Source organism: Bradyrhizobium sp. CCBAU 51765, assembly GCF_015291725.1.
Lineage (GTDB): Bacteria > Pseudomonadota > Alphaproteobacteria > Rhizobiales > Xanthobacteraceae > Bradyrhizobium > Bradyrhizobium liaoningense.
Genome location: NZ_CP030038.1, coordinates 3857243 through 3882588, shown reverse-complemented (window position 1 = coordinate 3882588; position 25346 = coordinate 3857243). Strand labels below are relative to the sequence as shown.

Below are 25346 nucleotides of genomic sequence, written 5' to 3'. Positions count from 1 at the left end.
TATGGTCCACAAAAAAGTACCAAGAATGCGCAAAAATCGTGTACCAAGAAGGCATGACCAAGCCGCTGCGCCTGGAACTGGATCGATCTGCGAAGACGCCGTTGGCCGAGCAGATACACAAGGGAATCAAGGCCGCCATCGAGAGCGGCGTGCTCGCCCCGGGCGCGCGCCTGCCTTCCTGGCAGGATCTGGCCGCCCAGCTCGGCGTCGCGCGCGGCACCGTGCGGGTCGCATACGAAAAGCTCTCGTCCGCCCAACTGATCGTCGCAAGGCGCGCGACTGGAACACATGTCGCGGACCGGCCACGCTTTCCGGTGCGGCGGGACAAGGCCCCGGCCCCAGGCTCGTTCATGGAGATGTACCAGGAGCTCACGGCCGGGCCGGCGATCTTCCAGATGGGCGTGCCTGCGCAGGAGACCCTTCCTGCGACGTTGCTGGCGCGGATACGCGCGCAGGCGGTCCGCATCGAGATGAGCGCACCGGCGATCTATCCTGATCCGCGCGGTGAGCCGGCGTTGCGGCGCGAAATCGCGGCCTACCTCGCGCTGGCGCGCGGGATCGAATGCGCGCCCTCCCAGATCATCATCACCGGCGGTTTCAGCGGCGGCCTTGGCCTGACGCTCCGCGTCCTCGGCCTCGAGCAGAAGAAGGCCTGGATGGAGGATCCGGGCTTTCCCTTCACCCGGCACGGCCTCAAGCTCGCGCGAACATCGATCGTGCCGATCCCCGTTGACGCCGACGGCATCGATGTCGATTTCGGCCTGAAGCATGCTCCTGATGCGGCACTGGTGGTCGTGACGCCAGGGCAGCAGGCGCCGCTCGGAGCGACATTGTCGCTGGCAAGACGCTCACGCCTGCTCGACTGGGCCACGCGAAGCAAGGCGTGGGTGATCGAGGATGACTATCTGAGCGAGCTTCAGCTCAAGGGCCGGGCGACACCGGCGCTCGCCTCGCTCGACCGCGCCGGCCGCGTCATTCACATCGGCTCTTTCAGCAAGACCGTAACTCCTGCCCTCCGTCTGGGCTTTGTCGTTGCACCGGCCGCTCTGGCATCGCGATTTGCCGAAGTTGCGGCGTGCCTCGCGCCGGCGCCTGGACCCGCGGTGCAGCTCGCGATGGCCGATTTCATCAGCGACGGCCATTATCTGCGGCATCTTCGGCGCACGAAAAGGGTCTACGCAGCGCAAGCCGATGGTTTGCTGAAATACCTGCGCCCGCGCACTGCCAACGTTGCGATCGCCGGATTGGCGGCGATCCTGCGCTTGCCGGAGGGAGCACCCGATCTGGCCATCGCCAGGGAAGCGGCACCGCTTGGCCTCGCGCCTACGCCGCTATCGCTCTGGTCTGCGTCGAAGGGCACGGCGCGCCCAGGACTGTTGCTCGGCGTCGCAATGTCTCCTCCCAAGAAGATCGAGGCGTCCTGCGATCGGCTCCTTCAGATCATCGATCGACTGACGTGATCAATACGCGTCGGCGTGTCCCTCAAAGGTCTTCTTGCGAAAGCCGGGACAAGCCCGTCTGTGAAGACGACATGCAAACGTGATGGACTGAAGCTTGATTGCTACAACGACGGAGGTGCACTCCCTCTCCCGCTTGCGGGAGAGGTGAACGGCCCGCGGCGATCGATCCAACCTAAAGCCATTCCGCCTGGAAGCCGGCGTGCTCGAATAAGGGCGCATGACACGACGCGCTCAACACTCGTCGAGCAGACTGCGAATTTTGGCGGCCAGGTCTTCGATCGCAAAGGGCTTCGACAACAGATGCTTCCCGGCGTCGAGCATCCCGTTGTGAACGATCGCATTGCGCGTGTAGCCGGTGGTAAACAACACCTTCAGGCCGGGATGTCGTTTCGACAACTGTGCCGCGAGTTCAGCGCCGGTCAGCTCGGGCATGACGACATCCGTAAACAGCAGATCCGGAACGGTGCCGTTTTCGATCGTCCTGATCGCCTCCATCGCGCTCGCAGCTTCGATGACGGTATAGCCGAGCTCGCGCAGGCTTTCGGATGAGATGCTGCGGACGCGCTCGTCGTCCTCCACGACGAGAATCGTCTCGTTCTGATGGCTTGCGCCGGGATGGATGACCCCGCGCGAGGAGTCCGGGATTGCCTCCTCGCCGATGAAACGTGGAAGGTAGATCTTCACGGTCGTGCCGACGTCGACTTCCGAGTAGATTTTGACATGGCCGCCCGATTGACGCACGAAGCCGTAGACCTGACTAAGTCCAAGGCCGGTGCCCTTGCCCACGACCTTGGTCGTGAAAAACGGATCGAAGACCTTTCCCAGCATCTCCGCCGGAATTCCCGTGCCGTTGTCCGTGACCGCAATGAGAACATACTGCCCGGGTGCCAGTGCATATTCGCGGGCATATTTTCGATCTATCGACGCGTTGCTGGTTTCGATCGTCAGCCTGCCGCCCTTCGGCATCGCGTCGCGCGCATTCACCGCGAGATTGATGACCGAGCTTTCCACCTGGGCGGGATCGGCCTTGACGCGCCAGAGACCAGCAGCGAGGACCGTTTCGAGGTGAACCAGCTCGCCAAGCGATCGCTCGAGCAACTCGCTCATCTCGCCGACCATCCTGTTGATGTCCAGGACCTCCGGCGCAAGAGGCTGCTGACGCGAAAACGCGAGCAGCCTTTGCGTCAAGGTGGCTGCGCGGTTTGCGCCGTCAATGGCACCCTCGATGAAGCGGTCAACACTGACCTCTCCCTTGCTGAGCCGCCGCTTTGCAAGATTCAGGCTGCCCAGTATCACGGCCAGCATATTGTTGAAGTCGTGGGCGATGCCTCCTGTCAATTGCCCGACGGCTTCCATCTTCTGCGATTGCCGCAATTGCTCCTCGGCCTTCATGCGCTCGCCGATCTCGTCGGCGACACGTTGCTCCAGCTCGGCATTGAGCGCCTCGAGCTTGGTCAAGAGCCGAGCGTTGTCGATGGCCGTCGCGGCATGACCGGCAATGCCGAGCAATGCGGCCTCGTGCTCTTCGTGGAATTTACCTACCTCCGCGTGACCGAAGAAAAGCCCACCGAGCACTTCGCCGCTTCGCGAGATCACGGGGACCGCCAGGTAGGAGCGAACCGGAAGATGGCCCTCGGGCATGCCTTTGCGCGGTGCATTCCTGCCATAGCGCGGGTCCTGCAGAATGTCGTCGGACCTCACCACGCCCGTCCCCCTGAACGTCGGCTCGAACACGGGGGTGTTGCGCGGCATTGGGAACTTTTCGAACGCGGATCGAGGCACGCCGGACAGCGAGTACAGCATGTAGCTGCCGCCGTCCGCGGCCAGGACGTTGTAGAAGAAGGCTCCGAATTGGGCGCCCGTCAGCTCGACGCCGGCATCAGTCACGATCTGAACGATCTTATCGAGATCGCGTTCGTGGGCAACCGACGCCCCTGTATCGTTGAGTATCCTGAGATGACGTTCCGTTTTCTTTTGCGCGGAGATATCCAGCACGGTCCCGATGAAGCGGGTAGCCTGGCCGTCGGAAAAAATTGCGCGACCAGTTGCTGCGATCCAGCGCTCGACGCCGTCCTCGATACCGACGGTCCGGTATTCGATATTGTAGCTTGCCGGAGAATGAGGCTTCAGGGCTGCCGATACAGCCTCATGGGCGCGCTGCCGGTCCTCGGGATGAATGCCCCTCAGGAATGATCCTTCATAGCTGACATCGGCGTCAGGTGGCAGGCCGAACACCTCCTTGCAGCGGCTGTCCCATCGGAGAATGTCGTTGAGCGGATCGTAGTCCCAGGTGCCGATGCCGGCCGCCTTGTTCGCGAGGACCAGCCGTTCGGCAGATTCCCGGGCTGCCTGCTCCGATCGGACGCGCTCGATGTGCGCCCACGATCGCTCCGTCACCTCGGTGAGCAAGGCAAGCTCTCGCGGCGTCCAGAGATGCGGGCCCCGGTGATGTATCGCCATCAAGGCCGTCAGCCGCCCTTCCTTCACCAAGGGCATGCAAATGGTCGAACCTATGCCGATGCGCTGGAAAGCGGCGGCTTCCTCCGGCGCGATCTCCTTCAGATTGTCGTTGATGACGAGGGGCCTGCCGGCGCTCAGCTCTCGCACCGCCTTCACGCCGAAGTCGGCAAGGCTGTAGTGCCCCAGGATGTGCATCGCACCGGGGGCTGCCCAGTCCCCGCGTATGGTGAAGCCGTCCTGATCAGGATCCATGTCGGCATAGGCGCAGTTCGAAACGCGGAGATGCTCACCGACCATCCTCGTCGTCACCGCCATCACGCCATCGGCATCGCGGACCTTGGCCGTCTCCTTGTTGAGGGCGTCCAGGAAGAGCAGCCGGGCTTCGTTCTCGCGCACGGCCGTTTCCGCGCGGCGGCGTTCGACCGCGGTGCGCGTGCGCTCGGCAACATCGCGGATGAGGTCCAGCTCTTCAGGGCTCCATTCGCGCGGCGCGGCATTGTTGAGGTACAACAGCGCCACAACCCCGTCGGGCTCGGAGATCGGCATGTTGACGAGTGCACGTGCAGAGATCGCCTCGAGAGCACGGGCACGGTCGCCGACGCGAGGATCCTTCTCGGCGTCGGCGCAGACGACCGTTTCGCCGCGCTTCAAATCTTCGATATAGCTCCCATAGTCGCGAAAGCGCAGCACGCCGGCCAGGCTCGAGATCCCGGGAGCGTTCCAGTCGCGAGCGATCGTGATGGTCTCGGCTGAGGTATCGACGGTGCCGTAACCTGCCCGGCTGACATCGAGGCTGCGGCCGAGCAGCTCAGCCGCGGCATAGGCGAGATCGTCGGGGTTGCCGATTTCTCGAATGTAGTCGCCGAGGGTGGCCAAGACGGCATTACGGTCGGCCGAGAGCAGCCCGGTCGCTGTCGTCATCGGTCTTCCCCGGACACTTCTCTGCCTCCACTCAATAGGCTGATGAAACTGTATTCCGCGTTGCGCAGTTCAATTCGATCGGGTCAGCCCGACCTGACGTCGATGTCGACTGACCGACCAATTAACCTCCGGGTGACACTTGGGTTCCGCGGGCCCTTGGGATCCGGCTGAAGCCGCTTCATTGCGCTCGGAGCGAGATCTGCAGCGGTCGCATTCGAAAGCCTGAATGGTTTCGAAGACAGACGCTCTATGAATCAGCCTCCGTCCTACACCGGCGTATAGATCACGAGCTTCAGTGCGGGATCATCGTTGGCCTGGAAGCTGGTGTGCTCGAAGTGCAGCACACCTTTGGTCGGATGGTTCATGGTCTTGCGGCCCGAGATGGTGCTGCGGATATCGTGTGCCTCCCACCATTTGACGAATTCCGGACTGCCCTGGCGCAGTCGCGCGAGCAACTCCGTGAAGGCGGGATCGCCGGCCCAGACGTCGTGGGTCGCGCGAAACATCGCCACCATGGCCCTGGCGACATCCGCCCAGCCGGCGCCGTAGGATTTTCGCGTCTGCTTGTTGGTCATCATGAGGAGCAGCGTGTTGCGATCCTGCTCCGGCAATCGCCCGAAGGCGAAGACGTCCTCGGCCGCCTCGTTCCAGGCCAGCACGTCCCAGCGGCGGCCGGTGATGTAGGCCGGCTGGTGCAGGCTCTCGATCATCCGCCGGATCGGCGGCGGCACGATTTCGCGCGTGAACGGACGCTTGTCTCCGTCGCGCGCCAGCGCCCTCAGGTGCGCGTGCTCGGTCTTGCTGAGGCGCAGCGCGCGGGCGAGTGCGTCGATTGTGGTGACGGACGGGCTGACCGTGCGGCCCTGCTCGAGGCGGATGTACCAATCGACGCCGATGCCGGCGAGCTGCGCGACCTCCTCGCGGCGCAGCCCCGCGGTACGCCGGCGCCGGCCCATCGGAAGCCCGACGGTCTTCGGCGACAGCTTTTCGCGGCGGGATCTCAGGAAGTCCCCGAATTCAACCCGGCGTGGATCGGCCATGACGCGTGTCCTGCAATGGAGGGTCCAAGGAATACTAGGATAATACCAGGCCTTCCTGTCCCCTCCAAGACAGCGCATAGGGCGTCACCCGACCTTGAGGTGAACATCATGAAAGCTGCCGTGCTCAAATCCTTTGGATCGCCGCTCGTGATCGAGGACGTTCCGGACCCGACCATCGGCACCGGCGAGGTGATCGTCGACGTCATCGCCACGCGCGTGCTGTCCTACATGAACGAGGTCCTCGACGGGACGCGCAATTATGCGCTCGACCTGCCGATCGTGCCGGGCCCCGGCGGCATCGGCCGGGTCCGCGCGATCGGTCCGGACGCGACCAGACTTGCCGTCGGCGACTGGGTGTTCTGCGACCCGACGGTGCGCTCGCGCGATGACTCCGTTGCGCCCGATATCGCGCTGCAAGGCCTCACCGCCGCCGGGCCCGGCGGCATGCTGCTGCAAAAGCACTTTCGCCATGGCTCCTTCGCCAAGCAGATGCGCCTGCCGACCGAGAACGTCAAACGCCTCGGCGCGATCACGTCGGAGGAAGCGACGCGCTGGTGCGCGCTGGGCACGCTGCTGGTGCCCTATGGCGGTTTCCTCGCCGCAGATCTTCAACCTGGCGAGACCGTGCTGGTGAGCGGCGCCACCGGCAATTTCGGCAGCGCTGCGGTATCCGTTGCGCTGGCGATGGGCGCAGCCTGCGTGGTGGCGCCGGGCCGCAACGAAAAGATCCTCACCGACCTCGTCTGTCGCTTCGGCGACCGCGTGAAGCCGGTCAGGCTCACCGGTAACGAGGACGACGACCGCGAGAGCATGAGGCGCGCCGCGCCGGGCCCGATCGACTGCGTGTTCGACATCATGCCGCCTTCGGTGAGCCCGACCGTCGTGCGGGCGGCGGTCATGACGGTGCGCGCTTACGGCCGCGTCGTGCTGATGGGCGGCGTCGGCATGGCGGGCGGCGCGGGTCTCGAGCTGCCCTACCCCTGGATCATGCGCAACTGCATCAGCATCCACGGCGTCTGGATGTACCCGCCGGATGCGGCGAGCCGCCTGATCGCGCTGGTGCGCGCGGGCCTGCTAAGGCTCGACGCGTACGAGACCACGGCCTTCGACCTCGACCACGCGAATGAAGCGGTGGAACACGCCGCCGCCAATGGCGGACCGTTCAAAATGACCGTGATCAGACCTTGAGCCCTCAGGCGACGGCCAAGCGTCGTCGTCGATTTTTTTCGCCAATCCCGCCAAGCACTTGGCTACTGTGCATGGGGTTGTTTTCGCAGCTCTGCTATTCGAGCTCGACCACCTGGCCGTTCGACAGCGAGACCCGCCGGTCCATGCGGCCGGCGAGCTCCATGTTGTGGGTCGCGATCAGCATCGACACCCGCGTCGCCTTGACCAGCTGCATCAGCGCCTGAAACACGTGATCCGCCGTGTGCGGGTCGAGATTGCCGGTCGGCTCGTCCGCGAACAGCACGCGCGGCGCGTTGGCGACCGCACGTGCGATCGCAACACGCTGCTGCTCGCCGCCGGACAGCTCGGCCGGGCGGTGGGTGATGCGGTCGCCCAGGCCGAGATAGCCCAGGATCTCCTTGGCGCGCTTGACGCTCTCGGACTTCTTCAGGCCGCGGATCATCTGCGGCAGCATGACGTTCTCGAGCGCCGAGAACTCCGGCAGCAGCCGATGCGACTGGTAGACGAAGCCGATGTCGGTGCGGCGAAGCTGCGTACGCTCGATGTCGGGCAGCTGCGAGGTCGGCGCGCCCGAGACATAGACCTCGCCGGAATCGGGCGCTTCGAGCAGCCCCGCTATATGCAGCAGCGTCGACTTGCCCGAGCCCGACGGTGCCACCAGCGCGACGGACTGACCTGCCCACAGCGCCAGATTGGCGCCGTCGAGGATCGTCAGCGGCACCTCGCCCTGCAGATACTGCCGCTTTATCTCGTGGAGATAAATGACCGGTACATCTTCCGCCCCCTGCTGCTGCTCCATCAGCCCCTCACTCGTACCGCAGCGCTTCGACGGGATCGAGGCGCGCGGCACGCCACGACGGATAGAGCGTCGCCAGGAACGACAGCGTCAGCGCCATGACGACCACCGCCGTGGTCTCGCCGACGTCGATTTCAGCGGGCAGCTTCGACAGGAAGTAGAGTTCCGGCGAGAACAATTCGGTGCTGGTGAGCCAGGACAGGAATTGCCGGATCGATTCGATGTTGAGGCAGATCACCAGGCCAACGCAGAAGCCGACCAGCGTGCCGACCACGCCGATCGAGGCACCCGTGATCAGGAAGATGCGCATGATCGAGCCCTGCGAGGCGCCCATCGTGCGCAGGATCGCGATGTCGCTGCCCTTGTCCTTCACCAGCATGATCAGGCCGGAGACGATGTTGAGCGCGGCGACAAGCACGATCATCGTCAGGATCAGGAACATCACGTTGCGCTCGACCTGGAGCGCGTTGAAGAAGGTCGAGTTGCGCTGCCGCCAGTCGACCAGGAACACCGGCCGCCCCGCCGCCTCCGTCACCGCCTTGCGAAAGGCGTCGATCCTGTCGGGGTTGGTGGTGAACACCTCGATCGAGGTCACGTCGTTGCTGCGGTTGAAATAGGCCTGCGCCTCGGCCAGCGGCATGAACACGAAGCCGAGATCGTATTCGGACATGCCGATCTCGAACACGGCGACGATCTTATACGGCTTGATCCGCGGCGTCGTGCCCATCGGCGTGACCGCGCCTTTCGGCGCCACCAGCGTGATGCTGTCACCGGCATGCAGCGAAAGCTGGTCGGCGAGGCGCCGGCCGATTGCGACGCCCTGCCCGTCGTCGAAGCCTTCGAGCGAGCCCTGCTTGATGTTCTTGGCGATCGAGGTGAGGTTGTTGAGATCGTCGGAGCGGATGCCCCGCACCAGGACGCCCGAGGCATTCCATGGCGACGACGCCAGCGCCTGACCATCCACGACGGGTGCCGCAAGGCGGATGCCCTCGACCTGGCTGATGCGCTCGGCGACGTCCTTCCAGTCGGTCAGCGGCGATTCCAGCGGCTGCACCAGGATGTGGCCGTTGAGGCCGAGGATCTTGTCGAGCAGCTCTTTGCGGAAGCCGTTCATCACGGCCATCACGATGATCAGCGTCGCGACGCCCAGCATGATGCCGAGAAAGGAGAACCCGGCGATGACCGAGATGAATCCCTCCTTGCGCCGCGCACGCAGATAGCGCGCCGACAGCATCCACTCGAATGGCGCAAAAGGCGCAGTTTGCACGGTTTCGGTCATGGTTTCATCCATCGCTCGATAATCCCATGATTCGGGGTCAATTGTGGCCGGATTGGCGGCCGCGATCTCGGGCGATGAACAATATTCAGCCGACCAGCCGGGCGACAGCGTCGGCAGGCGACATGGTCTCGCGCGCGCCGTCGCTACGTCGTTTGATCTCGACCTTGCCGTCGGCGAGCCCCTTCGGCCCGATCATGATCTGCCAGGGGATGCCGATCAGGTCGGCGGCGGCGAACTTGGCGCCGGCACGCTGATCGGTGTCGTCGTAGAGCACGTCGACGCCCTTGGCCGTGAGCTCCGCATAGAGCTTCTCGCAGGCCGCATCGACGGCCGCATCGCCCTGCTTGAGGTTCAGGATCGACACGCGGAACGGCGCGACGGCCTCCGGCCATTTGATCCCGGCATCGTCATGGCAGGCCTCGATGATGGCACCTAACAGGCGCGATACGCCGACCCCGTAGGAACCGCCGTGGATCGGCACGTCGACGCCGTCGGGGCCCGCCACCAGCGCCTTCATCGGCTCGGAATATTTGGTGCCGAAATAGAAGATTTGCCCGACCTCGATGCCGCGGGTGTTGACCCGCTTGTCCGCGGGCACCTCCCGCTCGAAGCGCGCGGCGTCGTGAACGTCCTCCGTCGCCGCATAGACCGAGGTCCATTGCTTGATGATCGGCGTCAGGTCGCCGTCATAATCGACATCCTCACCCGGGACCGGCAGGTCCAGCACGTCGCGATTGATGAAGACGCCGGATTCGCCGGTTTCGGCGAGCACGATGAACTCGTGGCTGAGGTCGCCCCCGATCGGGCCGGTCTCGGCGCGCATCGGGATCGCCTTCAGCCCCATCCGCGCGAAGGTGCGCAAATAGGCCACGAACATCTTATTGTAGGCGACGCGCGCCGCGGCCTCGTTGAGGTCGAACGAATAGGCGTCCTTCATCAGGAACTCGCGGCCGCGCATCACGCCGAAACGCGGACGCTGCTCGTCGCGGAATTTCCATTGGATATGATAGAGATTGAGCGGCAGGTTCTTGTAGGACTTGACGTAGGCGCGGAAGATCTCGGTGATCATTTCCTCGTTGGTCGGCCCGTACAGCAGCTCGCGCTTGTGGCGGTCGGCAATGCGCAACATCTCCGGACCGTAGGCATCGTAGCGGCCGCTCTCGCGCCAGAGATCGGCGAGCTGCAAGGTCGGCATCAAGACCTCGATCGCGCCAGACCGGTCCTGCTCCTCACGCACGATCTGTTCGATCTTCTTCAGCACACGGAAGCCGAGCGGCAGCCAGGCATAGATGCCGGCCGCCTCCTGCCGGATCATGCCCGCGCGCAGCATCAGCCGATGCGAGACGATCTCCGCCTCTTTCGGATTTTCCTTCAGGATGGGCAGAAAGAACCGCGACAACCGCATGGTAATACTCTGGGAATCAGTGATCGTCCGCAGTGAAACCGGATTGAGAGCGAAAATACAAGGCCGAGAATGAGGAAAAGCCGCTAACGCAGCGAAATTCCTTGTCATTTTTCCGTCGGCTTCAGGTTCAGCTTGAAGCGCTGCTTGCGAAGGCGACGTTCCAGGGAGGGCCGTCACGACAGCCGGAAGCGGCAGCCCGAGACGACCGGGGCACGTGAAGGCCAACTCGCGCCAGCCAGATCAGCGCGTTCAATCCGACATCCGCACCGACCGTGGCTTGCGCATCCCAAGGGAGACGTGCGCCGCCACCGGTGAAGCGGCGAGCGCAGCCATCAGGGTCAGGCAGGATCGCTTCGATATATTCGGTCTTCCCGGGAGCCCGGATCGGCCTCACTTCATCTTCATTCCCGAGTGATCCGGCATCTTCTTCATGTCCAAGTGACCCGAGTGCCCCGCATCTCCCGGCGCCTGCGCGCCGACGCCCTGGACGTCGAGAGAGACGGCGACCTTGCCGGCCTTCTCGAATTGCAGCGTCACGGGCACCTTGTCACCCTGCTTGAACGGGCCCTTCAGCTCCTGGAGCATCAGGTGATAGCCGCCGGGCGCGAGCTTCACCGTCTTACCGGGATCGATCGCGAGCCCCTTGTCGAGCGGGCGCATCTTCATCACGCCGTTGTCCATGGCCATCTCGTGGATCTCGGCCTTCCCCGCGATATCGGCGGAGACGCCGACCAGCCTGTCCGCAGCGGTTCCCTTGTTCTCGATGATCAGATAGCCGCCGGCGACCTTGGCACCGCCCGGCGTCGCACGGCTCCACGCCTGTGAAATGACGAGATCGCCGGCCTTGACGTCGTCGGCGATTGCCGGCGCTGCGCAGAGTGCAAGAGCGAACGCAGCGAGCAGCATATCCTTCAGCCTTGACTTCATATCGGTATTTCCTTTGCAGATTGAATTTCAGTGTTTGGAGAGCTGCTGCGCCGACCATTTCTCCAGGTCGGACATTTCGGCGGAGCCTTCGATCGTCGTGATACTCCCATCCCGCGAAATGAGCATCGTCCTGGGGATGTCGCCCTGCCAGGCAGGATCGATCTCGAACCGCAAGCGCTCGACAAAGCCGTCGTTGAAGATGAAGTTCTCGGTCGACGATAGTCCCGCCTTGTCGAGCATCGATTGCGTCGCGGCCGGCAGGTTCGGCACGAGGTCCGCGCTGACCGTGACGACATCGATTTCGGGATGGTCCTTCGCAAACTTCCCGAGCAACGGCAGCTCGACTTTGCAGGGCCCGCAGGTCACGCCCCAGAAATGCACGAGCGTCGGGCGGTCGGCATGCCCCTTGAGCAAGCTTTGCCAGGTGCCGCGTTCGAACGGTTTGAGGCCCGGAGGCGATCCGAGCGCAGACGCTGAAGCAATCAGGATACCCAGACCCAGAATGGCTGCAAATCGACGTCTCATCGTTGATCCTCGATCGCTGTGAGGCGGTAGCCGTCCGCTTTCGTCATCCATGACAGGTAGACCTGTCCGCCATTGGAGACGAGCAAGGGATGGTCGGATGTGTCGGTCGTGCTCGATATCGCCCTCGGTGGCGACCAGGTCTCGCCATCGTCATGAGAGATCGTCATCTGGACCGTTGTCTTCTCGCCATCGAACTCCTTCCACACCATCACCGTCCCCGCCGGGCCCGTGAGCACGAAGGGGCGCGTCGGATTGCGATCCGGCCGTCCCAACGCCATCGGTGCAGAGAACGTGCGGCCCTCGTCGCGCGAGTGGGCGTAGAACAATCCCTTACGAGCCTTCCCGTTCGTGTACCAGGCGACGTGATAGGTTCCATTCGGCCCGATGGTGAGGCTGGGCCCGTGGTGCGGGCAGGCATTGATCTGCCAGTCGTCGTTGCTGACCCGATGGATTTCCCCGGGCGTCGAGACGTCGGTGAACGTCATGATCGCGTGGTCGCGCACGCCGCCATCGAAGATGTTCCTGAAGATCACGGCCGGTCGTCCGGGCGCCGCGAACGTCAGCCCCAACCGGCAGCACTCGCAGGTGCCGTCACGGGCGAGACTGGCCTCGGTGTAGGTGGCGCCGCCATCGCGAGACGAGGCAAAGAACAGCGCTGCTCCCTCATATTTTCGTCCCGCCTCTCTTGCGGGAACACGATTGCGCTTGTCGAGCCAGGCTGCGAAGACCGTTCCGTCCTGATCGAGCGCCAGCGCTTCGAAACGCTGGCTCTCATTGCTTGCGGTAATGGGCTTCAGCTCCGCGAAGCTCTTTCCGCCATCGGTCGAACGCGTGTAGAGCACCTGGCCGTTGAAGGCTTCGTCCCTGAAGATCGAGAACGCAACGGCAATGCCGCCCTTGCGATCGACCACGATCTTCGGCCGCGCATCCGGTCCCCAATCGAGGTTCAGCCGCTTCGTCGTGACGAGGACGGGGACCGAGAAATTGCGGCCCGCATCCTGCGAACTCGCAACCGAGACCTGCCCTCCCGCCATCCAGACCAGCCACAGCGTTCCGTCCGGAGCGAATGCGGGCGTCGCCTTGGTTGCACAGCGCAGCGTCGGCTCCTCACACGCCGCTTCGGACGCATGCGGAGCCCGCATCTGTCCGAGCGCCGCACCTTGCAGCCATGCGAGAGCGACGATCCCGAGCAGGCCAGTTCGGATCATGGCCCTGTTCCCTTCGAGAACCCCGATCATTTGAATGCCACCTTCATACCCGCAACGAAGGCGCGCGGCGAGCCGGCATAGATCGATCCTGTGGTGTTTGCGAGCACACTCGCAGGATTCTGAAGGCCAGCCGCCGTCACCGTGTTGGCGATGTTGTTTGCCGAAGCGATGTAGGTCCGGTCGAATACGTTCCTGACCTCGAGAAACAGATTCAGCGATCTGAAGGTGTCCGACACCAGATCGGTCTTGTAGTGAACGTTCAAATTGACCAGCTCATAGCCGGGTGCCTTCAGCAGATTCGCGTTGTCCATGTAGAAGGAGTCCTTCCACTGCAGTTCGACAAAGCCTCCGAGACCTGCAAGCGGCCCGGCGAACTCGTCATATCCAATTCGCGCCGTCAGCTCGTTGGGCGAGATGCCGGGAATCTTGTTACCTGCCCGGTTGAAGCTGAACACCGCGCCATTAGTGATGTTCTCGACATACTCGGTGTAGACCTCGTCGAGATAGGTATACGCCGCCATGAACCGCCAGCCTGGATAGAACTTCCAGTCGGCGGCCAGCTCGATGCCGCGGTGCTCCGACCGTGGCGCGTTGAACGTATAGGATATGCCCGCAATCGGAGTCGCCTGACTGACGATCTCGTTGCGGAAGAACTCGTAGAAGCCGGTCGCGCTGAGCTTGAGCGTGTTGTTCGGCGTCCAATCGAAACCGAGCTCGTAACCTAGATTCTTCTGGGTCTGGAGCTGCGTATTGTTGCCGGACAAACCCGTCGGAAGGACGAAGAGGTTCGAAACCTGCGGAGTGCCGTATCCCGTGGCAACTCGTCCGCGGAAGAGCCATTCGTTGTTGAGATTGTAGAGGAGCGCCAACTCTGGCGCAGCATTCTGAAACTGCCGGTCCGCGGTCGTCAGGGTTGTTGTGGTGATGCCGGTGGGACCCGCGTACGCATACGCGGTGTTTGTCCCCTTCAGTAGCGTGGTCTCCCAACCAATGCCGGCGACCGCCGTCAGCGAGGTCGTCAGCCTGAGTTCTTCCCTGGCACGCACACCATAATTGGTCGTTTCGCTGAAGAGATTGCTCGAGAGCCTGCCGAGCGTGGCATTGCCCCCCGGCATCACATTTCGCGTGTCGCTCGACGCCGTCAGAGTGTTGTAGAAGGCGCCGAAGAACGCGGTCGACTCCATCCCGAAGATCTCGCCGCGCTTGGTGAGATCGCTCATGTAATTGTACGACGGAAAATCTCCGATCGAGCTGGTCTGTCCAGTCGGTTGGCTGATGTTCCTGTCGTCGAACACGAACTGGTTGCGCCACGTCATCGTGTTGTCGAAATCGTGCTCCCACCGGCCGCCGACGATGGTCCGCCGGTCGTTGCGGCCGAGGCCGGCCTGCAGAGCCGTTTCCGTGTCGGTTCCGGCAGTTGCGTTGAAGCCGTTGTTGAACAGCCTGACCGTCCCGCATCCCGGCGCGGCGGTGGGACCGGTGGCACATCCCTGCTGGAACGGGTTGAGGTCGTACTGGTTCAGCGACTGCCGGATCGGCAATCGCGTGCTGAGATCATTGTTGATGACCTTGACCGTGAAACGATCGTCCGGCGTCGCCTTCAGCGTGCCGAGGAAGTTGACGGTCTGCGTATTGAACCAGCTGTTGCCGATATAGCCATCGCCCCGCACGTCGCTTGCGAACAGCGAGCCCTCGAAATTCCCGACCTTCTTGCCCGCCGCCATATAGTTGTTGAGGTAGCCGTAACTGCCGCCGTCCACGCCATATTCGACGCCGTCAATCGTGCCGCCGGGCCGCGTCCGAAAATTGAGCGCACCGCCGGTCGCGTAGTTGCCATAGAGCGCCGACGACGGGCCGCGGATCACGTCGATCGCGCCATAGGCGTGGGGATCGATGAGGTCGCTCCGCGACAGGCCGTCCGGCTGCGTCACCGGGAAGCCATCGTCGAAGATCACGAGATTGCGGATGGCGAAACCGTTGCGGGCGTTGGATCCGCGAATCGAGATTCCGGAATCACGGGGACCATTGCCCTGCTTGATCGAGATGCCCGGACTGTCCCGCAAGACGTCGCTGACCGAAAACGCCGGGCGATTGTCGAACTGGCTGCGATCGATGGTCGTCGCGGTCTGGCCGGCCGGCGATTGATTGAGACCAGCCCGCGCTGCGCCGGCAGACGCGGCCAGGTTTTGGGCCGGCGCGCTGGCGGTCGCGTTCTGCGCAACGGGTCTGGCTGCGCGTCCCGCCGAAGCTGAGCGCAGTCGTGATGGCCGGGTGGTTGGTTTGGGACGCGAAGGCTGCGGCGCCTCAACCGTCACCGCGGGAAGCGATTCCGAGGCGCCCTGAGCCAGCGCGTCCGAGCCGATCGAGGACACCAGCCCGCAAAGCACGGGCAGGCTCGCGCGGCTGATCGCACGAATGCGTAACATCTCTTGAATTCCTGACATCCGGCACGTCGGCCGGTCCATTGCACACGCCATCGGCACGGCAACGGCGCGCGCCAATGGTTCGGTTTGTCGCTACGTCAGGAAAATCGAGGGGGTGCGCGAGCCTGGGCGCTCGAGCCCTTGTAAGCGGGGATGGCGGACACATCCGCCGCGAGCCACACGACACGTTCGGCGTGACGCAAGGAAGTGGCGAGCGCAACCTGCGGCGGCGAATCGAGCGTCGCGTTGGCCTGGGCCAGGCAACAGAGCGCGCAGGCGCCGGCATGCGCGGTCGGCGAGCCGGTCGGATCGTTAGGACCGCCGCCCTGCTCGCTCGCGCTGTGGCAGATGGCGGCGGCGGAAAGCGGATCGGCCATAGCCTGGCCGGCCGCCAAGCACGCGGCGATCGGCGCCAGCACCTGCATCACCAGGGCGAGCAGGACGATGGGTAGGAATTTCTGTAGCCGAGCGCGCATCCGCCGAACCATTCGTTCGTCAGCCAACTAAACACGGCAGTCAGGGCCGAGTCGAGGTCAGTTCCGCCGCCCTCTTGGCCCGGCGCAAATTTCTCGAAGAGTGTGGTCGGCGCGCTCCAGCACCGGCGCCCGTCCGCCATTTAAGGCAGGGCAACCATCCCGCCTGTCCACAAATTTCTTATACTTGTCATATATTTAGGTGACTTTGAGCTCGATCGTTTCGTTAACTGCTCGAATTTTGAACATTCGTTGCCGAAAATGATGACAAGTGAGAAAAGTTGATCTAGCATCCCCCTTGCTCAGGCTGGCCGCGAGGCGAAGTCTGGTGGTCCAAGTCTCGGGAGGAGCCCCTGGCGCGCAAAACGCAGCGTCGCCCCGTCAATCAAGAGCAAATCTTAGAATCGGGGATAATAGGGTCGACACAATTTTCGAGCGGGGCCAGGGCCCCGCTCTTTTTTTACCCGCGCGGCTGAACTGCCGATGAACGTGGCTCTCATCCAATCCTAGACACCGCGCGGCGATCCCCCGACCGTTTACCAACGTCTGTTCGAGCTGCATGCGGAAGCGCGGGCGATGTTCCGCTCGAAGGCAGCGAGTTGGCGAGGGATCGACGCTCGCATCGACAATCCTCGACTTCACCGGTGAGCGCCGCGGACATTTCCGGCTGATCGCCTGCGAGGTCGCCTCGCGCGATGCTTACGGCACGCCGCGTCGTCAGGGATACGCTCCGCGATCAGCTTGACGTAAATGGACGCCGGAGATCGCGCAGGCCTGGGATACATTGCTTGCGGATATCGACGCATGCGCCGTCGCTCCGGCCCGACGCTTTGCGCTGCACCAACACTGGCTGCGGCGATCTCGCGGTTGATTGCAGATTGAGTGCCAACAACTCTTGTGAGAGACTTTCGGAGATCGGTCGCGCAAGCAATGACGCGCCGACGACAAAATACATGGGAGCGAGCGATGTCCGGGACGAAAGATTTCTCGACGACGAGGCGCGATCTTCTTCAGGCGGCAGCGACCGCCGGCGCCGGAGCTGCCCTCCTCGGCAGCATGGGCATTAACCCAGCACTTGCAGCCGCAGTCGGACGCAGCGAGAAGCCGCTGAAGGCGGCGTTCTCCAATGCGGGCCTGCAGGCGACCTGGTGCGCGCAAGGCAAGCAGGCCGCGGAATTCTGGGGCAAGCTGTTCAACGTCGAAGTCACCTGGTTCGACGGCCAGCTCGACGCGGTGAAGCAACGCGCGGCGATCGACAACATGGCCTCGCAGAAATGGGATTTCGTCGCGATCCAGGCCTTCGGCATCGGCACCCTCACCCAGCCGGTGCAGAAGATGATCGATGCCGGCACGCCCGTGATCGACATGGACACGCTGATCGCGCCGCTCGATCAGATCAACGTCCACTCCTTCCTCGCCCCCGACAACGAGTTCATGGGCGCCTCGGTGACGCAGGCGCTGTGCAACGCCATGGGCGGCAAGGGCAAGATCATCATGACGCAGGGCGCGCTCGGGCATACCGGCGCGCAAGGACGGGCCAAGGGCTTCAACTCGGTGGTCAAGCAATTCCCCGGCATCGAGGTGCTCGACACCCAGCCGGCCGACTGGGACGTCTCCAAGACCGCCCGTCTCTGGGAAACCTACCTGACGAAATACCCGCAGATCGACGCCGCGTTCTTCCACAATGACGACATGGCGCTCGCCGCCGCCAACATCATGAAGGCGCGGGGCCGCACCAACATCCTGATCGGCGGCGTCGACGCCATGCCGCCGGCGATCCAGGCGGTGAGCGAAGGCCGCATGTTCGCCACGGTGCGCAATCCCTCCTGCCGCATCCATGGCGGCGCCATCATCGCAGGCGTGTCGGCGGTGGTCGGCGGCGAGAAGAGCGGACAGGGAATCCCGAAGAACGTCGTCACCGACGGCCCGGTCGTCACCAAGGCCAACGCCGCCGGGATGCAGTGGATGCAGGATCACTTCCTGATCTGAGCCTCCAAGATCTGAACTTTCATGCCTGAGGGACAACAGCCCATCCTGGAACTGCAGGGCATCACGAAGAGCTTCGGCGGAGTCGAAGCGCTTCGTGGTGTCGACTTCGCGCTCTATCCCGGCGAGATCCATGGTCTCGTCGGCGAGAACGGCGCCGGGAAAAGCACGCTGATGAAAATCATCGCCGGCGTGCACACCGAATTCTCCGGCCGCTTCCTGGTCGACGGGAAGGAGATGCATTTCCGTTCGGCCCGCGATGCGCACGCCGCCGGCATCGCCATGGTGCATCAGGAGCTCAGCGTTGCGCCCGATCTCACCGTCGCGGAGAACGTCTTCCTGGGCAATCAGCCGACCAATCGGCTCGGCCTCGTGCAATGGCGGCGGATGGCGCGCGAGGCGGGCGAGCAGCTCGCCCGCTTCGGCATCGACGTCGATCCCATGAGCAGGCTCGGCGACCTCCCGATCGGGCTGCAGCAGCTGATCGAGATCGCGCGCGTGCTGTTCTCCGGCGCCCGCATCGTCATCCTGGACGAGCCGACGTCCGCCCTCTCCCCGCCCGAGGTCGAGCGGCTGTTCGCAACGCTGCGGCGGCTGCGCCAGGAAGGCACTGCGATCGTCTTCATCTCGCATTTCATCGAGGACATCCTGCGCGTCTCCGACACGGTAACCGTGTTCCGCAACGGGCGGAAGGTCGCGGAGACGGCGAGCGCGGCAACCAGCAAGGGCGCGCTGATCGAGGCCATGATCGGCCGCGGCGGCGAGGCGCTCGAGCACAGCTACACCGACGATCTGATGCTGCCGCAACCGAGCGACAGGAAGGTCGTTCTCAAGGTCGATCAGCTGTCGCTGTCCCGCAGCCTTCAGGACATCTCGTTCGAGGCGCGCGCCGGCGAAGTGCTCGGCATCTACGGCTTCATGGGCTGCGGCCAGCAGGAGCTGTCGCGCATCCTGTTCGGCAAGCTGAAGCCGGACGGCGGCACGCTTGCCGTCGAGGGCACGCCCAAGTCCTTCGCCAGCACGGCGGCGGCGCGGCGCGCCGGCGTGGCGCTGGTGCCGGAGAGCCGGCGCGACATGCTGTTTCACCAGGAGCCGGTGTACAAGAACATCTCGATCAGCATTCTCGATCGCATCTCGGCCCTGCTGCTCAAGCCGGCGCGGGAGCGCGACATCGCCAAGCGCCAGGTCGAGCAATTGCAGATCCGGCCGCCGGTGGTCGGCCTCGATCTCGGCATGCTCTCGGGCGGCAACCAGCAGAAGGTCGCCCTCGCAAAATGGCTGACCTATCCGCCCAAGCTTCTGGTGCTGTGCGAGCCGACCCGCGGCATGGATGTCGGCGCCAAGAACGACGTCATCAACATCGTCCGCGACCTCCGCGCCAGGGGGCTCGCCATCATCGTGCTGTCGACCGAGCCGGAGACGGTGCTGTCGCTGGCCGACCGCATCCTCGTGCTCAAGCGCGGCGCATTGGTGCGGGAGTTCAAGAACGAGCCAGTCAGCAAGGACCGCCTGCTGGAAGCGGCGTGACGGAGAAGCACATGAGCAGCGAGACGGCTTTGGCGGCGGGACGGAGGGCGCGGGGCCTCGCACCCTTCCTGCGCTCGCAGATGCGCAACATCGCCCCCTTCCTGACGCTGATCTTCCTGACCGCCTTCTTCGCCTTCGCCAGCCCCTCCTTCGCGACGCTCGACAATCTCGGCAACATCCTGACCCAGGTGTCGGTCACAGGCATCATCGCCGTCGGGCTCACCTTCGTGATCCTGTGCGCCGAGATCGACCTGTCGATCGCCGCCATCGCCAACGTCACGGGCATCGCGGTCGCCTACTTCACGCTGCAGGAATCCTACGTCAACATCGCCAACGTCCCCCTGCCCGGCGCGGTCGCGATCATCCTGTCGATCCTGCTCTGCGCCCTGCTCGGCCTCGTCAACGCGCTGGGCCTGACCGCGATCGGCATCCCCTCCTTCATCATGACGCTGGCGATGATGCAGATCGCGGCCGGCATCTCCGCGCTGCTGGTGCGCGGCCAGATCGCCTACAAGGTGCCGAGCCTGATCACGACGCTCGGCTCGGGATCGATCGGTGGCGTCCCCTGGATCGTCATCGTCGCCGCCATCATGCTGCTCGGCGGGCACCTGGTGCTGACCTACACGCGCTTCGGCCGCTACGTCTACATGGTCGGGGGCAATCGCGAGGCGGCCGAATATTCCGGCCTCAACGTCAAGCTCATCCTCGGCGCGGTCATGGTGATCTCCGCTGTCTGCTCCGGCATCGGCGGCATGCTCGGCGTCGCCCATTTCGGCAGCGCGCAGCAGAACGAGTTCGACACCTACCTGCTCGACTCCATCGCCGCCGTCGTCGTCGGCGGCACCAGCCTGTTCGGCGGCCGCGGCGGCATCGGCAACACCATCGTCGGCCTGTTCGTGCTCGGCGTCCTCAACAACGGGCTGGACCACGTCAACATCGACAGCTTCCTGAAGATCCTGATCCGCGGCCTGATCCTGCTGGCAGCGCTGGTCATCAACGTCTACGCGCAGCGCTTGAGGGAAAAAGCGGCGGAGTAGACGGCCGCTAAAGCAAAAGTGCGAAAACAACCCCATGCACAGTAGCCGGGGCCAGCGAAATCAATGGCTTGCTCGGGACCTCGCAAAATTACGGATTTTGCGAAGTGAATTTTGACTCGTCGGGCAAAACAGGGGTATGGTGGCATGATGGCGGCGGCTTCGATCGGTCGCCGCTTCCCCCGTCATTGCGAGCCAACGGGTCCGCGCAGAGCGCGGCCCGATGACAGGCTCCACGAAGCAATCCAGAATCTCTCCGCGGGTACATTCCTGGATTGCTTCGCTACGCTCGCAATGACGACGCGGCAGCGGCAGGGCTGAACAACGTGCGGAATGCTGCTTAGATCGCCCGGTCCGGCGGCAGCCGCGAGAAGCGGAAATTGCAGTGGCTCGCGCTGCCGGCCACGTTTTCCAAGATCTATGGAATGACGGCGGTTCAGTTTGGGAACCACGGGCGGACTGCGGCCACGCACCAAACGCCTAGAGGAACGGTGGCAGCTGGAAACTTCGAAGAACGGTATCCGGATCAAGAATTACGAGCACGATCACATGGAAATGCGAGTCAGCCGTCGTGCCCGGGTCCCGGGTGGTGAGGACATGCCGTTCAATCACTGGACCGAACCGCAGAACGGTAGGGCCAAAGGTACTGAAGTTCTCGTCGGTGCCAGCATAGGTGACCCTGCAACCCGGCATCGCAACCCGGAGGATCTCCTCCACTTCATTCGGGTTGCTATGGACATGGTTCGCAAAAATGGGACTGCTTCGGATTGCGATATTGCTAACGCTCTTAGCTTCGAGCCCGTGGAGATGCGGCGGAGCATTGGTCAGAAATCGTGGAGGACTCGGATCACCTTGACCTCTCCCTGCGAAGTTCGGATTTGGCGCATAGTCGTCAAATCCTAGATAATCAGTCTCATGGGTCCCGTAAATGTTGATCCTTTTGCCGAACGGGAGTGGGTTGATCGGTGTACCCTTATGGCCTCCACTTTGCAGAGTTGGACATTTCGAGTGGTCGTGTTTCGGCCCTGCCTCAGTTAGCGTAACCAGCAAGCTCTCAGGTACCTTTTCGAATTCCACCATATCGGCATCGAGACGATCGATCGTCATTTGGCCGACGATGTTGTCCGGCGTTCTTTGGTAATCCGTGTTGATGATGTTGCGGGGAGGCCCCTTGTAACGAAGCACGGCTTGCTGGGTCGATTGCCCGTACAGCTCGGTAGATATCTCACTTGCTCCGATTACTCCCATGCCGAGCTTCGTCAGTGCTTCTTGGATCAGACCGACGTGCTCTCCGCGTGAGCCTGGCAGAACATGATCGGCTGGCGAAAGCAGGCATCGCTGGAGCTTCTGATTGTCCTTGAATTGCTTCGAAACGAGGCGCTTTCGCGTGAGGACCACGACCATGTTCTGCTCCTCTGCTATGCCAGCATGTCCAGTTGATTTGCGTTCCCACAAATAAAGCGATTGATGATGCATCATAAGCAGCAGATCGCAGTTAGTTCAATCCCTGCGAGAGTCGTGATTTCGGGTTCGGAGTTCGGCGACAGTTAGGCGACGATCAAATTTATGCCGGGTAGGTCGAGCTTGGCTTTGAAGGCTCCAGGACTTGAACGTCGCGTTCGACAGCTGGAAGCCTGACGAGAGCTATCCGCATCGCGGGTACATCTACGCGGCGTGGACGGCTGGGGTGGTGCGATGGTGAAAATGACCGGCGAACGACCCTAGCGATCTTGGCGTTTCTCCGGGAGCCTTGAGTCATTTCCGGGCCGCACATCATGCGGTCGCTTTCACGAGATGGTCCGATACCGTCGAAATGAACGCGCGAAGACGCCCAAGACGCCGTAGGTCTCGGTGGTATCCCATCCAAATGTCTCGCGCCGGCGGCAGCGTCGGCAGGTCCAGTCTGCGGATACCAGGGATCTGGTTGCCGACCACGCGGGGCAGGACAGCGATGCCGACGCCTTGCCTGCACATGCGCGCCTGGACGTTGCGGTTGTTCGATCGCAGGACCGGTTTTGCGTTGGGGAAACTCTCGATGAGCCATGCGATGTCGGGAAAGTGGGGCGTGGATGGCGTGATCAGCCGGAAACCAGTCCCATCGCCATATTTGGGATCAGCCGCCTCCTCTGCGATGTAGACGCCGTATTCGAGCGTGAAAAGCCGCCGCTGAATGACATCGGCAGTGTCGAACGGAACGGCACGAAAAGCGACTTCAGCCTCCCGCTGGGCGAGGCTGAATCGGCGCGTGCCGGTCAGGATCTCGACGTCGACGTTCGGATAGGCTTTCGAGAAATCCGCCAGGATAGGAGGGAGGACATAGGCCCCGAACCAGTCCGTTGACGAAATGCGCAGACTGCCTTTGAGATTCTGCTCCCGCCCCGCAAGCCGGCGCTCCATGGCCAGCGCGCCTTCTTCCATTTGCTCGGCCAGCGCGATGATTCCGTGGCCCTCATCGGTCAGAACAAGACCGTCCGCTGTGCGCTGGAAGAGCGTGTGACCGATTGCCTGCTCGAGTGCGCGAAGGCGCCTCCCGACGGTCGGATGGCTTGTCCGAAGCGAACGCGCGGCACCGCCGAGCGTGCCGGATCGCACAACAGCGAGGAAGATCCTTACGTCACTCCATTCCATCGCAACCCCCGCACAAAACTGAACGCCGAGAGTACAATCGCGTCAGTTAAAGAACAAATCTAAGCACCTAGATCCCCGCCATCGTCTGGAGATTCGTCCTTCTGTGGATTCCCCCGTGAGGGCGGCCGCTTCGGTGACCTGGCTGTGGAACCCAAGGGAAGCTCGTCCGGACTGAGCAGAGAGATTTTCCGGAGCGGTGGCAGAACGCGGCGGCCCGCCCCGATGCTCGCAAATGAGGACTTCGATGATGATCACGATGCTGGTGCCCCAGAAAACAACCGGAGAAGACGTCATGAAAACTTGGCTCATCACAGGCTGCTCAAGCGGCTTCGGCCAGCGGCTCGCGATCGCTGCAGCACAGCGCGGCGATCGGGTCATCGCGACGGCCCGCAATGTCAGGACGATCGAGGCAATGGCCGAGCCTTTCGGCGGCCGCATGATCACTTTGCCACTCGACGTGACCGATGCGGCGGCAGCCAAGGCAGCGGTCGCAAAGGCGGTTGAGACCTTCGGCGGCTTTGACGTGCTCGTGAACAATGCCGGCTACGGACTGTTCGGGGCGATCGAGGAGGGCACGCCCGAGGAATATCGGCCGATGTTCGAGGTGAACGTCTTCGGTCTGATCGAAACCACCAGAGCCGCCCTGCCCGTCCTGCGACGTTCGGGCGGAACGATCGTCAACATGTCGTCCGGCGCGGGCATCGCGGGCAGCGGCGGCGGAGGTTATTACAACGCCGCCAAGTTTGCCGTGGAAGGGATTTCCGAAGCGCTCGCCGGCGAACTGGAGCCGTTCGGCATTCGCGTGCTGATCGTCGAACCCGGGCCGTTTCGCACCGATTTCCTTGGCCGTTCGATCACGATGGCGGCCAACGAGATGCCGGAATACGCCGCGAGCTCGCGCAAGCCCTATCGCGAAACCAACAACGGCAATCAGGCGGGCGATCCCGACAAGGCGATCGCGGTGATCCTGCAGGCCGTCGACGCCGATGACGCCCCGCTTCATATGCCGCTCGGCCCGGTCGCGCACGCGATCGCCGAGCGAAAGCTGGCCGCCTTCCGCAGCGATATCGACGCCTGGCGCGACATCACGATCGCCACCGATTTCGACCAGCCCTGAGCGCTGGCCACGAGCTCTGTTTGAACGTCAATTTCTGACTGGAAAGCGATCATGATCGCAACTTTGAATGGGTTTACCCAGCAGCTGGTGCCGGTGAATGGCATCAAGATCAACGCCGTCACGGGAGGTTCAGGCCCGCCCATCCTTCTGCTTCACGGCTGGCCGGAAACATGGTGGGAATGGCACCATGTGATGCCGCTGCTGGCTGAGCATTTCAGCGTGGTGGCCATGGATCTGCGCGGCGCGGGCTTTTCCGACTGCCCGCTCGAGGGCTATGACAAGGCGACGATGGCGCGCGACGCGCATGACGTGATGGTTGCCCTTGGGCATGAACGCTACGCCGTGTGCGGACACGACATCGGCGGAATGGTCGCCTTGCCGCAGGCCGCCATCTATCGGGAGGCTGTTACCCACCTGGCCGTCCTCGACGTTCCGCTTCCCGGCTGGACCGGATGGGAGGCGACGACCGCAAGGCTCTGGCACTTCAGCTTCCATATGAACCGGGACCTGCCCGAGCGCCTGATTCATGGCCGTGAATATGACTACGTTTCGACCTTCATGGCAGAGCGGTTCTACGATCACAGCACCTTCAATCCGGCGGACATCGAGATCTACGCCAAGGCGATGGCGCTTCCTGGCCGCACGCGTGGCGGCATGGAATGGTACCGCACTCTCGCCGCCGATCATGCGACTGCGCTCGCGTACAAGAAGCAACCGCTCGAGATACCGGTGCTTGGCCTCGGTGGGGACCAGCGGTTCGGTGCGCAGATGGTGCCGATGCTCAAGGAGTTCGCCACCAATGTGATGGGCGGCTCGATCGCGCGGTGCAGCCACTATGTCGCGGACGAGCGGCCGGATGAAGTCGCGGCCGCCCTGATCGAGTTCCTCAAGGCCAATTGAAACTCGGCGCCCGCGCCGTCGTGGGCCGGGCGGATCGCGAGGCTGCGGG

At 63.2% G+C, this 25346-nt stretch carries 19 protein-coding genes; 7 read left to right on the top strand and 12 right to left on the bottom strand.

Translation table 11 applies throughout. The annotated features are described in order from the left end of the window. The first annotated feature begins 53 nt into the window (after positions 1 to 53). Positions 54 to 1460 (top strand): PLP-dependent aminotransferase family protein, encoded by a 1407-nt coding sequence (locus XH96_RS18640; protein ID WP_194393728.1) that lies wholly within the window; start codon positions 54 to 56, stop codon positions 1458 to 1460. 231 nt (positions 1461 to 1691) lie between these two features. Here the strand turns inward: XH96_RS18640 and XH96_RS18635 are convergent, their stop codons facing one another. Continuing rightward, positions 1692 to 4841: a GAF domain-containing protein gene (locus tag XH96_RS18635; RefSeq protein WP_194393727.1), complete on the bottom strand. Its 3150-nt coding sequence runs from the start codon at positions 4839 to 4841 to the stop codon at positions 1692 to 1694. A gap of 266 nt (positions 4842 to 5107) precedes the next feature. After that, a complete protein-coding gene (locus XH96_RS18630) occupies positions 5108 to 5881 on the bottom strand; it encodes a helix-turn-helix transcriptional regulator (RefSeq protein WP_194393726.1) in 774 nt (257 codons plus the stop codon). 108 nt (positions 5882 to 5989) lie between these two features. Between XH96_RS18630 and XH96_RS18625 the strand changes: the two genes are divergently transcribed. Then, on the top strand, positions 5990 to 7069 hold the full coding sequence (locus tag XH96_RS18625; protein WP_194393725.1) for a zinc-binding alcohol dehydrogenase family protein: 1080 nt from the start codon (positions 5990 to 5992) through the stop codon (positions 7067 to 7069). A gap of 94 nt (positions 7070 to 7163) precedes the next feature. Here the strand turns inward: XH96_RS18625 and XH96_RS18620 are convergent, their stop codons facing one another. The 8 genes from XH96_RS18620 to XH96_RS18585 all read right to left on the bottom strand — a co-directional run bounded on the left by XH96_RS18620 (position 7164) and on the right by XH96_RS18585 (position 16108). Further along, the gene (locus XH96_RS18620) at positions 7164 to 7868 is read right to left on the bottom strand and encodes an ABC transporter ATP-binding protein (RefSeq protein ID WP_028177652.1); all 705 of its coding nucleotides are present in this window, start codon (positions 7866 to 7868) and stop codon (positions 7164 to 7166) included. Between the two features lie 7 nt (positions 7869 to 7875). Further along, a complete protein-coding gene (locus tag XH96_RS18615) occupies positions 7876 to 9156 on the bottom strand; it encodes a lipoprotein-releasing ABC transporter permease subunit (RefSeq protein ID WP_131868183.1) in 1281 nt (426 codons plus the stop codon). Positions 9157 to 9229: 73 nt separating this feature from the next. Continuing rightward, the gene (proS, locus tag XH96_RS18610; protein ID WP_194393724.1) at positions 9230 to 10549 is read right to left on the bottom strand and encodes a proline--tRNA ligase; all 1320 of its coding nucleotides are present in this window, start codon (positions 10547 to 10549) and stop codon (positions 9230 to 9232) included. Positions 10550 to 10939: 390 nt separating this feature from the next. Next, a complete protein-coding gene (locus XH96_RS18605; protein WP_194393723.1) occupies positions 10940 to 11476 on the bottom strand; it encodes a copper chaperone PCu(A)C in 537 nt (178 codons plus the stop codon). 27 nt (positions 11477 to 11503) lie between these two features. Continuing rightward, the gene (locus tag XH96_RS18600; RefSeq protein WP_194393722.1) at positions 11504 to 12001 is read right to left on the bottom strand and encodes a TlpA disulfide reductase family protein; all 498 of its coding nucleotides are present in this window, start codon (positions 11999 to 12001) and stop codon (positions 11504 to 11506) included. Beyond that, complete coding sequence (locus XH96_RS18595; protein WP_194393721.1) at positions 11998 to 13209, bottom strand: sialidase family protein; 1212 nt, start codon at positions 13207 to 13209, stop codon at positions 11998 to 12000. The genes XH96_RS18600 and XH96_RS18595 overlap by 4 nt, the downstream gene beginning before the upstream one ends. A 26-nt stretch (positions 13210 to 13235) precedes the next feature. Beyond that, entirely contained in the window at positions 13236 to 15635 is a 2400-nt protein-coding gene (locus XH96_RS18590) for a TonB-dependent receptor (RefSeq protein WP_194393720.1), read from the bottom strand. 95 nt (positions 15636 to 15730) lie between these two features. Then, positions 15731 to 16108, bottom strand: a complete 378-nt coding sequence (locus XH96_RS18585) for a DUF2946 domain-containing protein (protein ID WP_194394174.1) — start codon at positions 16106 to 16108, stop codon at positions 15731 to 15733. Positions 16109 to 17071: 963 nt separating this feature from the next. On the opposite strand from XH96_RS18585, the gene XH96_RS18580 reads away from it, so the two are divergent. Genes XH96_RS18580 through XH96_RS18570 form a run of 3 tightly spaced genes read left to right on the top strand, consistent with a single transcriptional unit; the run spans position 17072 to position 20655 of the window. Next, the gene (locus tag XH96_RS18580; protein ID WP_194393719.1) at positions 17072 to 18094 is read left to right on the top strand and encodes a sugar ABC transporter substrate-binding protein; all 1023 of its coding nucleotides are present in this window, start codon (positions 17072 to 17074) and stop codon (positions 18092 to 18094) included. A gap of 21 nt (positions 18095 to 18115) precedes the next feature. Next, a complete protein-coding gene (locus tag XH96_RS18575; RefSeq protein ID WP_194393718.1) occupies positions 18116 to 19618 on the top strand; it encodes a sugar ABC transporter ATP-binding protein in 1503 nt (500 codons plus the stop codon). Between the two features lie 11 nt (positions 19619 to 19629). Further along, complete coding sequence (locus XH96_RS18570) at positions 19630 to 20655, top strand: ABC transporter permease (RefSeq protein WP_194393717.1); 1026 nt, start codon at positions 19630 to 19632, stop codon at positions 20653 to 20655. Between the two features lie 477 nt (positions 20656 to 21132). Here XH96_RS18570 and XH96_RS18565 read toward each other — a convergent pair whose 3' ends face one another. After that, on the bottom strand, positions 21133 to 22056 hold the full coding sequence (locus XH96_RS18565) for a hypothetical protein (RefSeq protein ID WP_194393716.1): 924 nt from the start codon (positions 22054 to 22056) through the stop codon (positions 21133 to 21135). Between the two features lie 369 nt (positions 22057 to 22425). After that, positions 22426 to 23280 (bottom strand): LysR family transcriptional regulator, encoded by an 855-nt coding sequence (locus tag XH96_RS18560; RefSeq protein WP_194393715.1) that lies wholly within the window; start codon positions 23278 to 23280, stop codon positions 22426 to 22428. Between the two features lie 292 nt (positions 23281 to 23572). On the opposite strand from XH96_RS18560, the gene XH96_RS18555 reads away from it, so the two are divergent. Both XH96_RS18555 and XH96_RS18550 read left to right on the top strand, forming a co-directional pair. Then, positions 23573 to 24397, top strand: coding sequence for an oxidoreductase (locus tag XH96_RS18555; RefSeq protein ID WP_194393714.1), 825 nt, complete (start codon positions 23573 to 23575; stop codon positions 24395 to 24397). A gap of 51 nt (positions 24398 to 24448) precedes the next feature. Beyond that, positions 24449 to 25297, top strand: coding sequence for an alpha/beta fold hydrolase (locus tag XH96_RS18550; protein WP_194393713.1), 849 nt, complete (start codon positions 24449 to 24451; stop codon positions 25295 to 25297). Positions 25298 to 25346: the final 49 nt, after the last annotated feature.

Bases quoted from the DNA above. Each gene is read 5' to 3' on its own strand.
- XH96_RS18575 (WP_194393718.1), top strand. From the start codon at position 18,116: ATGCCTGAGGGACAACAGCCCATCCTGGAACTGCAGGGCATCACGAAG.
- proS (WP_194393724.1), bottom strand. From the start codon at position 10,549: ATGCGGTTGTCGCGGTTCTTTCTGCCCATCCTGAAGGAAAATCCGAAA.
- XH96_RS18585 (WP_194394174.1), bottom strand. From the start codon at position 16,108: ATGCGCGCTCGGCTACAGAAATTCCTACCCATCGTCCTGCTCGCCCTG.
- XH96_RS18565 (WP_194393716.1), bottom strand. From the start codon at position 22,056: ATGGTCGTGGTCCTCACGCGAAAGCGCCTCGTTTCGAAGCAATTCAAG.
- XH96_RS18625 (WP_194393725.1), top strand. From the start codon at position 5,990: ATGAAAGCTGCCGTGCTCAAATCCTTTGGATCGCCGCTCGTGATCGAG.
- XH96_RS18640 (WP_194393728.1), top strand. From the start codon at position 54: ATGACCAAGCCGCTGCGCCTGGAACTGGATCGATCTGCGAAGACGCCG.
- XH96_RS18620 (WP_028177652.1), bottom strand. From the start codon at position 7,868: ATGGAGCAGCAGCAGGGGGCGGAAGATGTACCGGTCATTTATCTCCAC.
- XH96_RS18600 (WP_194393722.1), bottom strand. From the start codon at position 12,001: ATGAGACGTCGATTTGCAGCCATTCTGGGTCTGGGTATCCTGATTGCT.
- XH96_RS18630 (WP_194393726.1), bottom strand. From the start codon at position 5,881: ATGGCCGATCCACGCCGGGTTGAATTCGGGGACTTCCTGAGATCCCGC.
- XH96_RS18590 (WP_194393720.1), bottom strand. From the start codon at position 15,635: ATGTTACGCATTCGTGCGATCAGCCGCGCGAGCCTGCCCGTGCTTTGC.
- XH96_RS18555 (WP_194393714.1), top strand. From the start codon at position 23,573: ATGAAAACTTGGCTCATCACAGGCTGCTCAAGCGGCTTCGGCCAGCGG.
- XH96_RS18580 (WP_194393719.1), top strand. From the start codon at position 17,072: ATGTCCGGGACGAAAGATTTCTCGACGACGAGGCGCGATCTTCTTCAG.
- XH96_RS18570 (WP_194393717.1), top strand. From the start codon at position 19,630: ATGAGCAGCGAGACGGCTTTGGCGGCGGGACGGAGGGCGCGGGGCCTC.
- XH96_RS18560 (WP_194393715.1), bottom strand. From the start codon at position 23,280: ATGGAATGGAGTGACGTAAGGATCTTCCTCGCTGTTGTGCGATCCGGC.
- XH96_RS18605 (WP_194393723.1), bottom strand. From the start codon at position 11,476: ATGAAGTCAAGGCTGAAGGATATGCTGCTCGCTGCGTTCGCTCTTGCA.
- XH96_RS18595 (WP_194393721.1), bottom strand. From the start codon at position 13,209: ATGATCCGAACTGGCCTGCTCGGGATCGTCGCTCTCGCATGGCTGCAA.
- XH96_RS18615 (WP_131868183.1), bottom strand. From the start codon at position 9,156: ATGGATGAAACCATGACCGAAACCGTGCAAACTGCGCCTTTTGCGCCA.
- XH96_RS18635 (WP_194393727.1), bottom strand. From the start codon at position 4,841: ATGACGACAGCGACCGGGCTGCTCTCGGCCGACCGTAATGCCGTCTTG.
- XH96_RS18550 (WP_194393713.1), top strand. From the start codon at position 24,449: ATGATCGCAACTTTGAATGGGTTTACCCAGCAGCTGGTGCCGGTGAAT.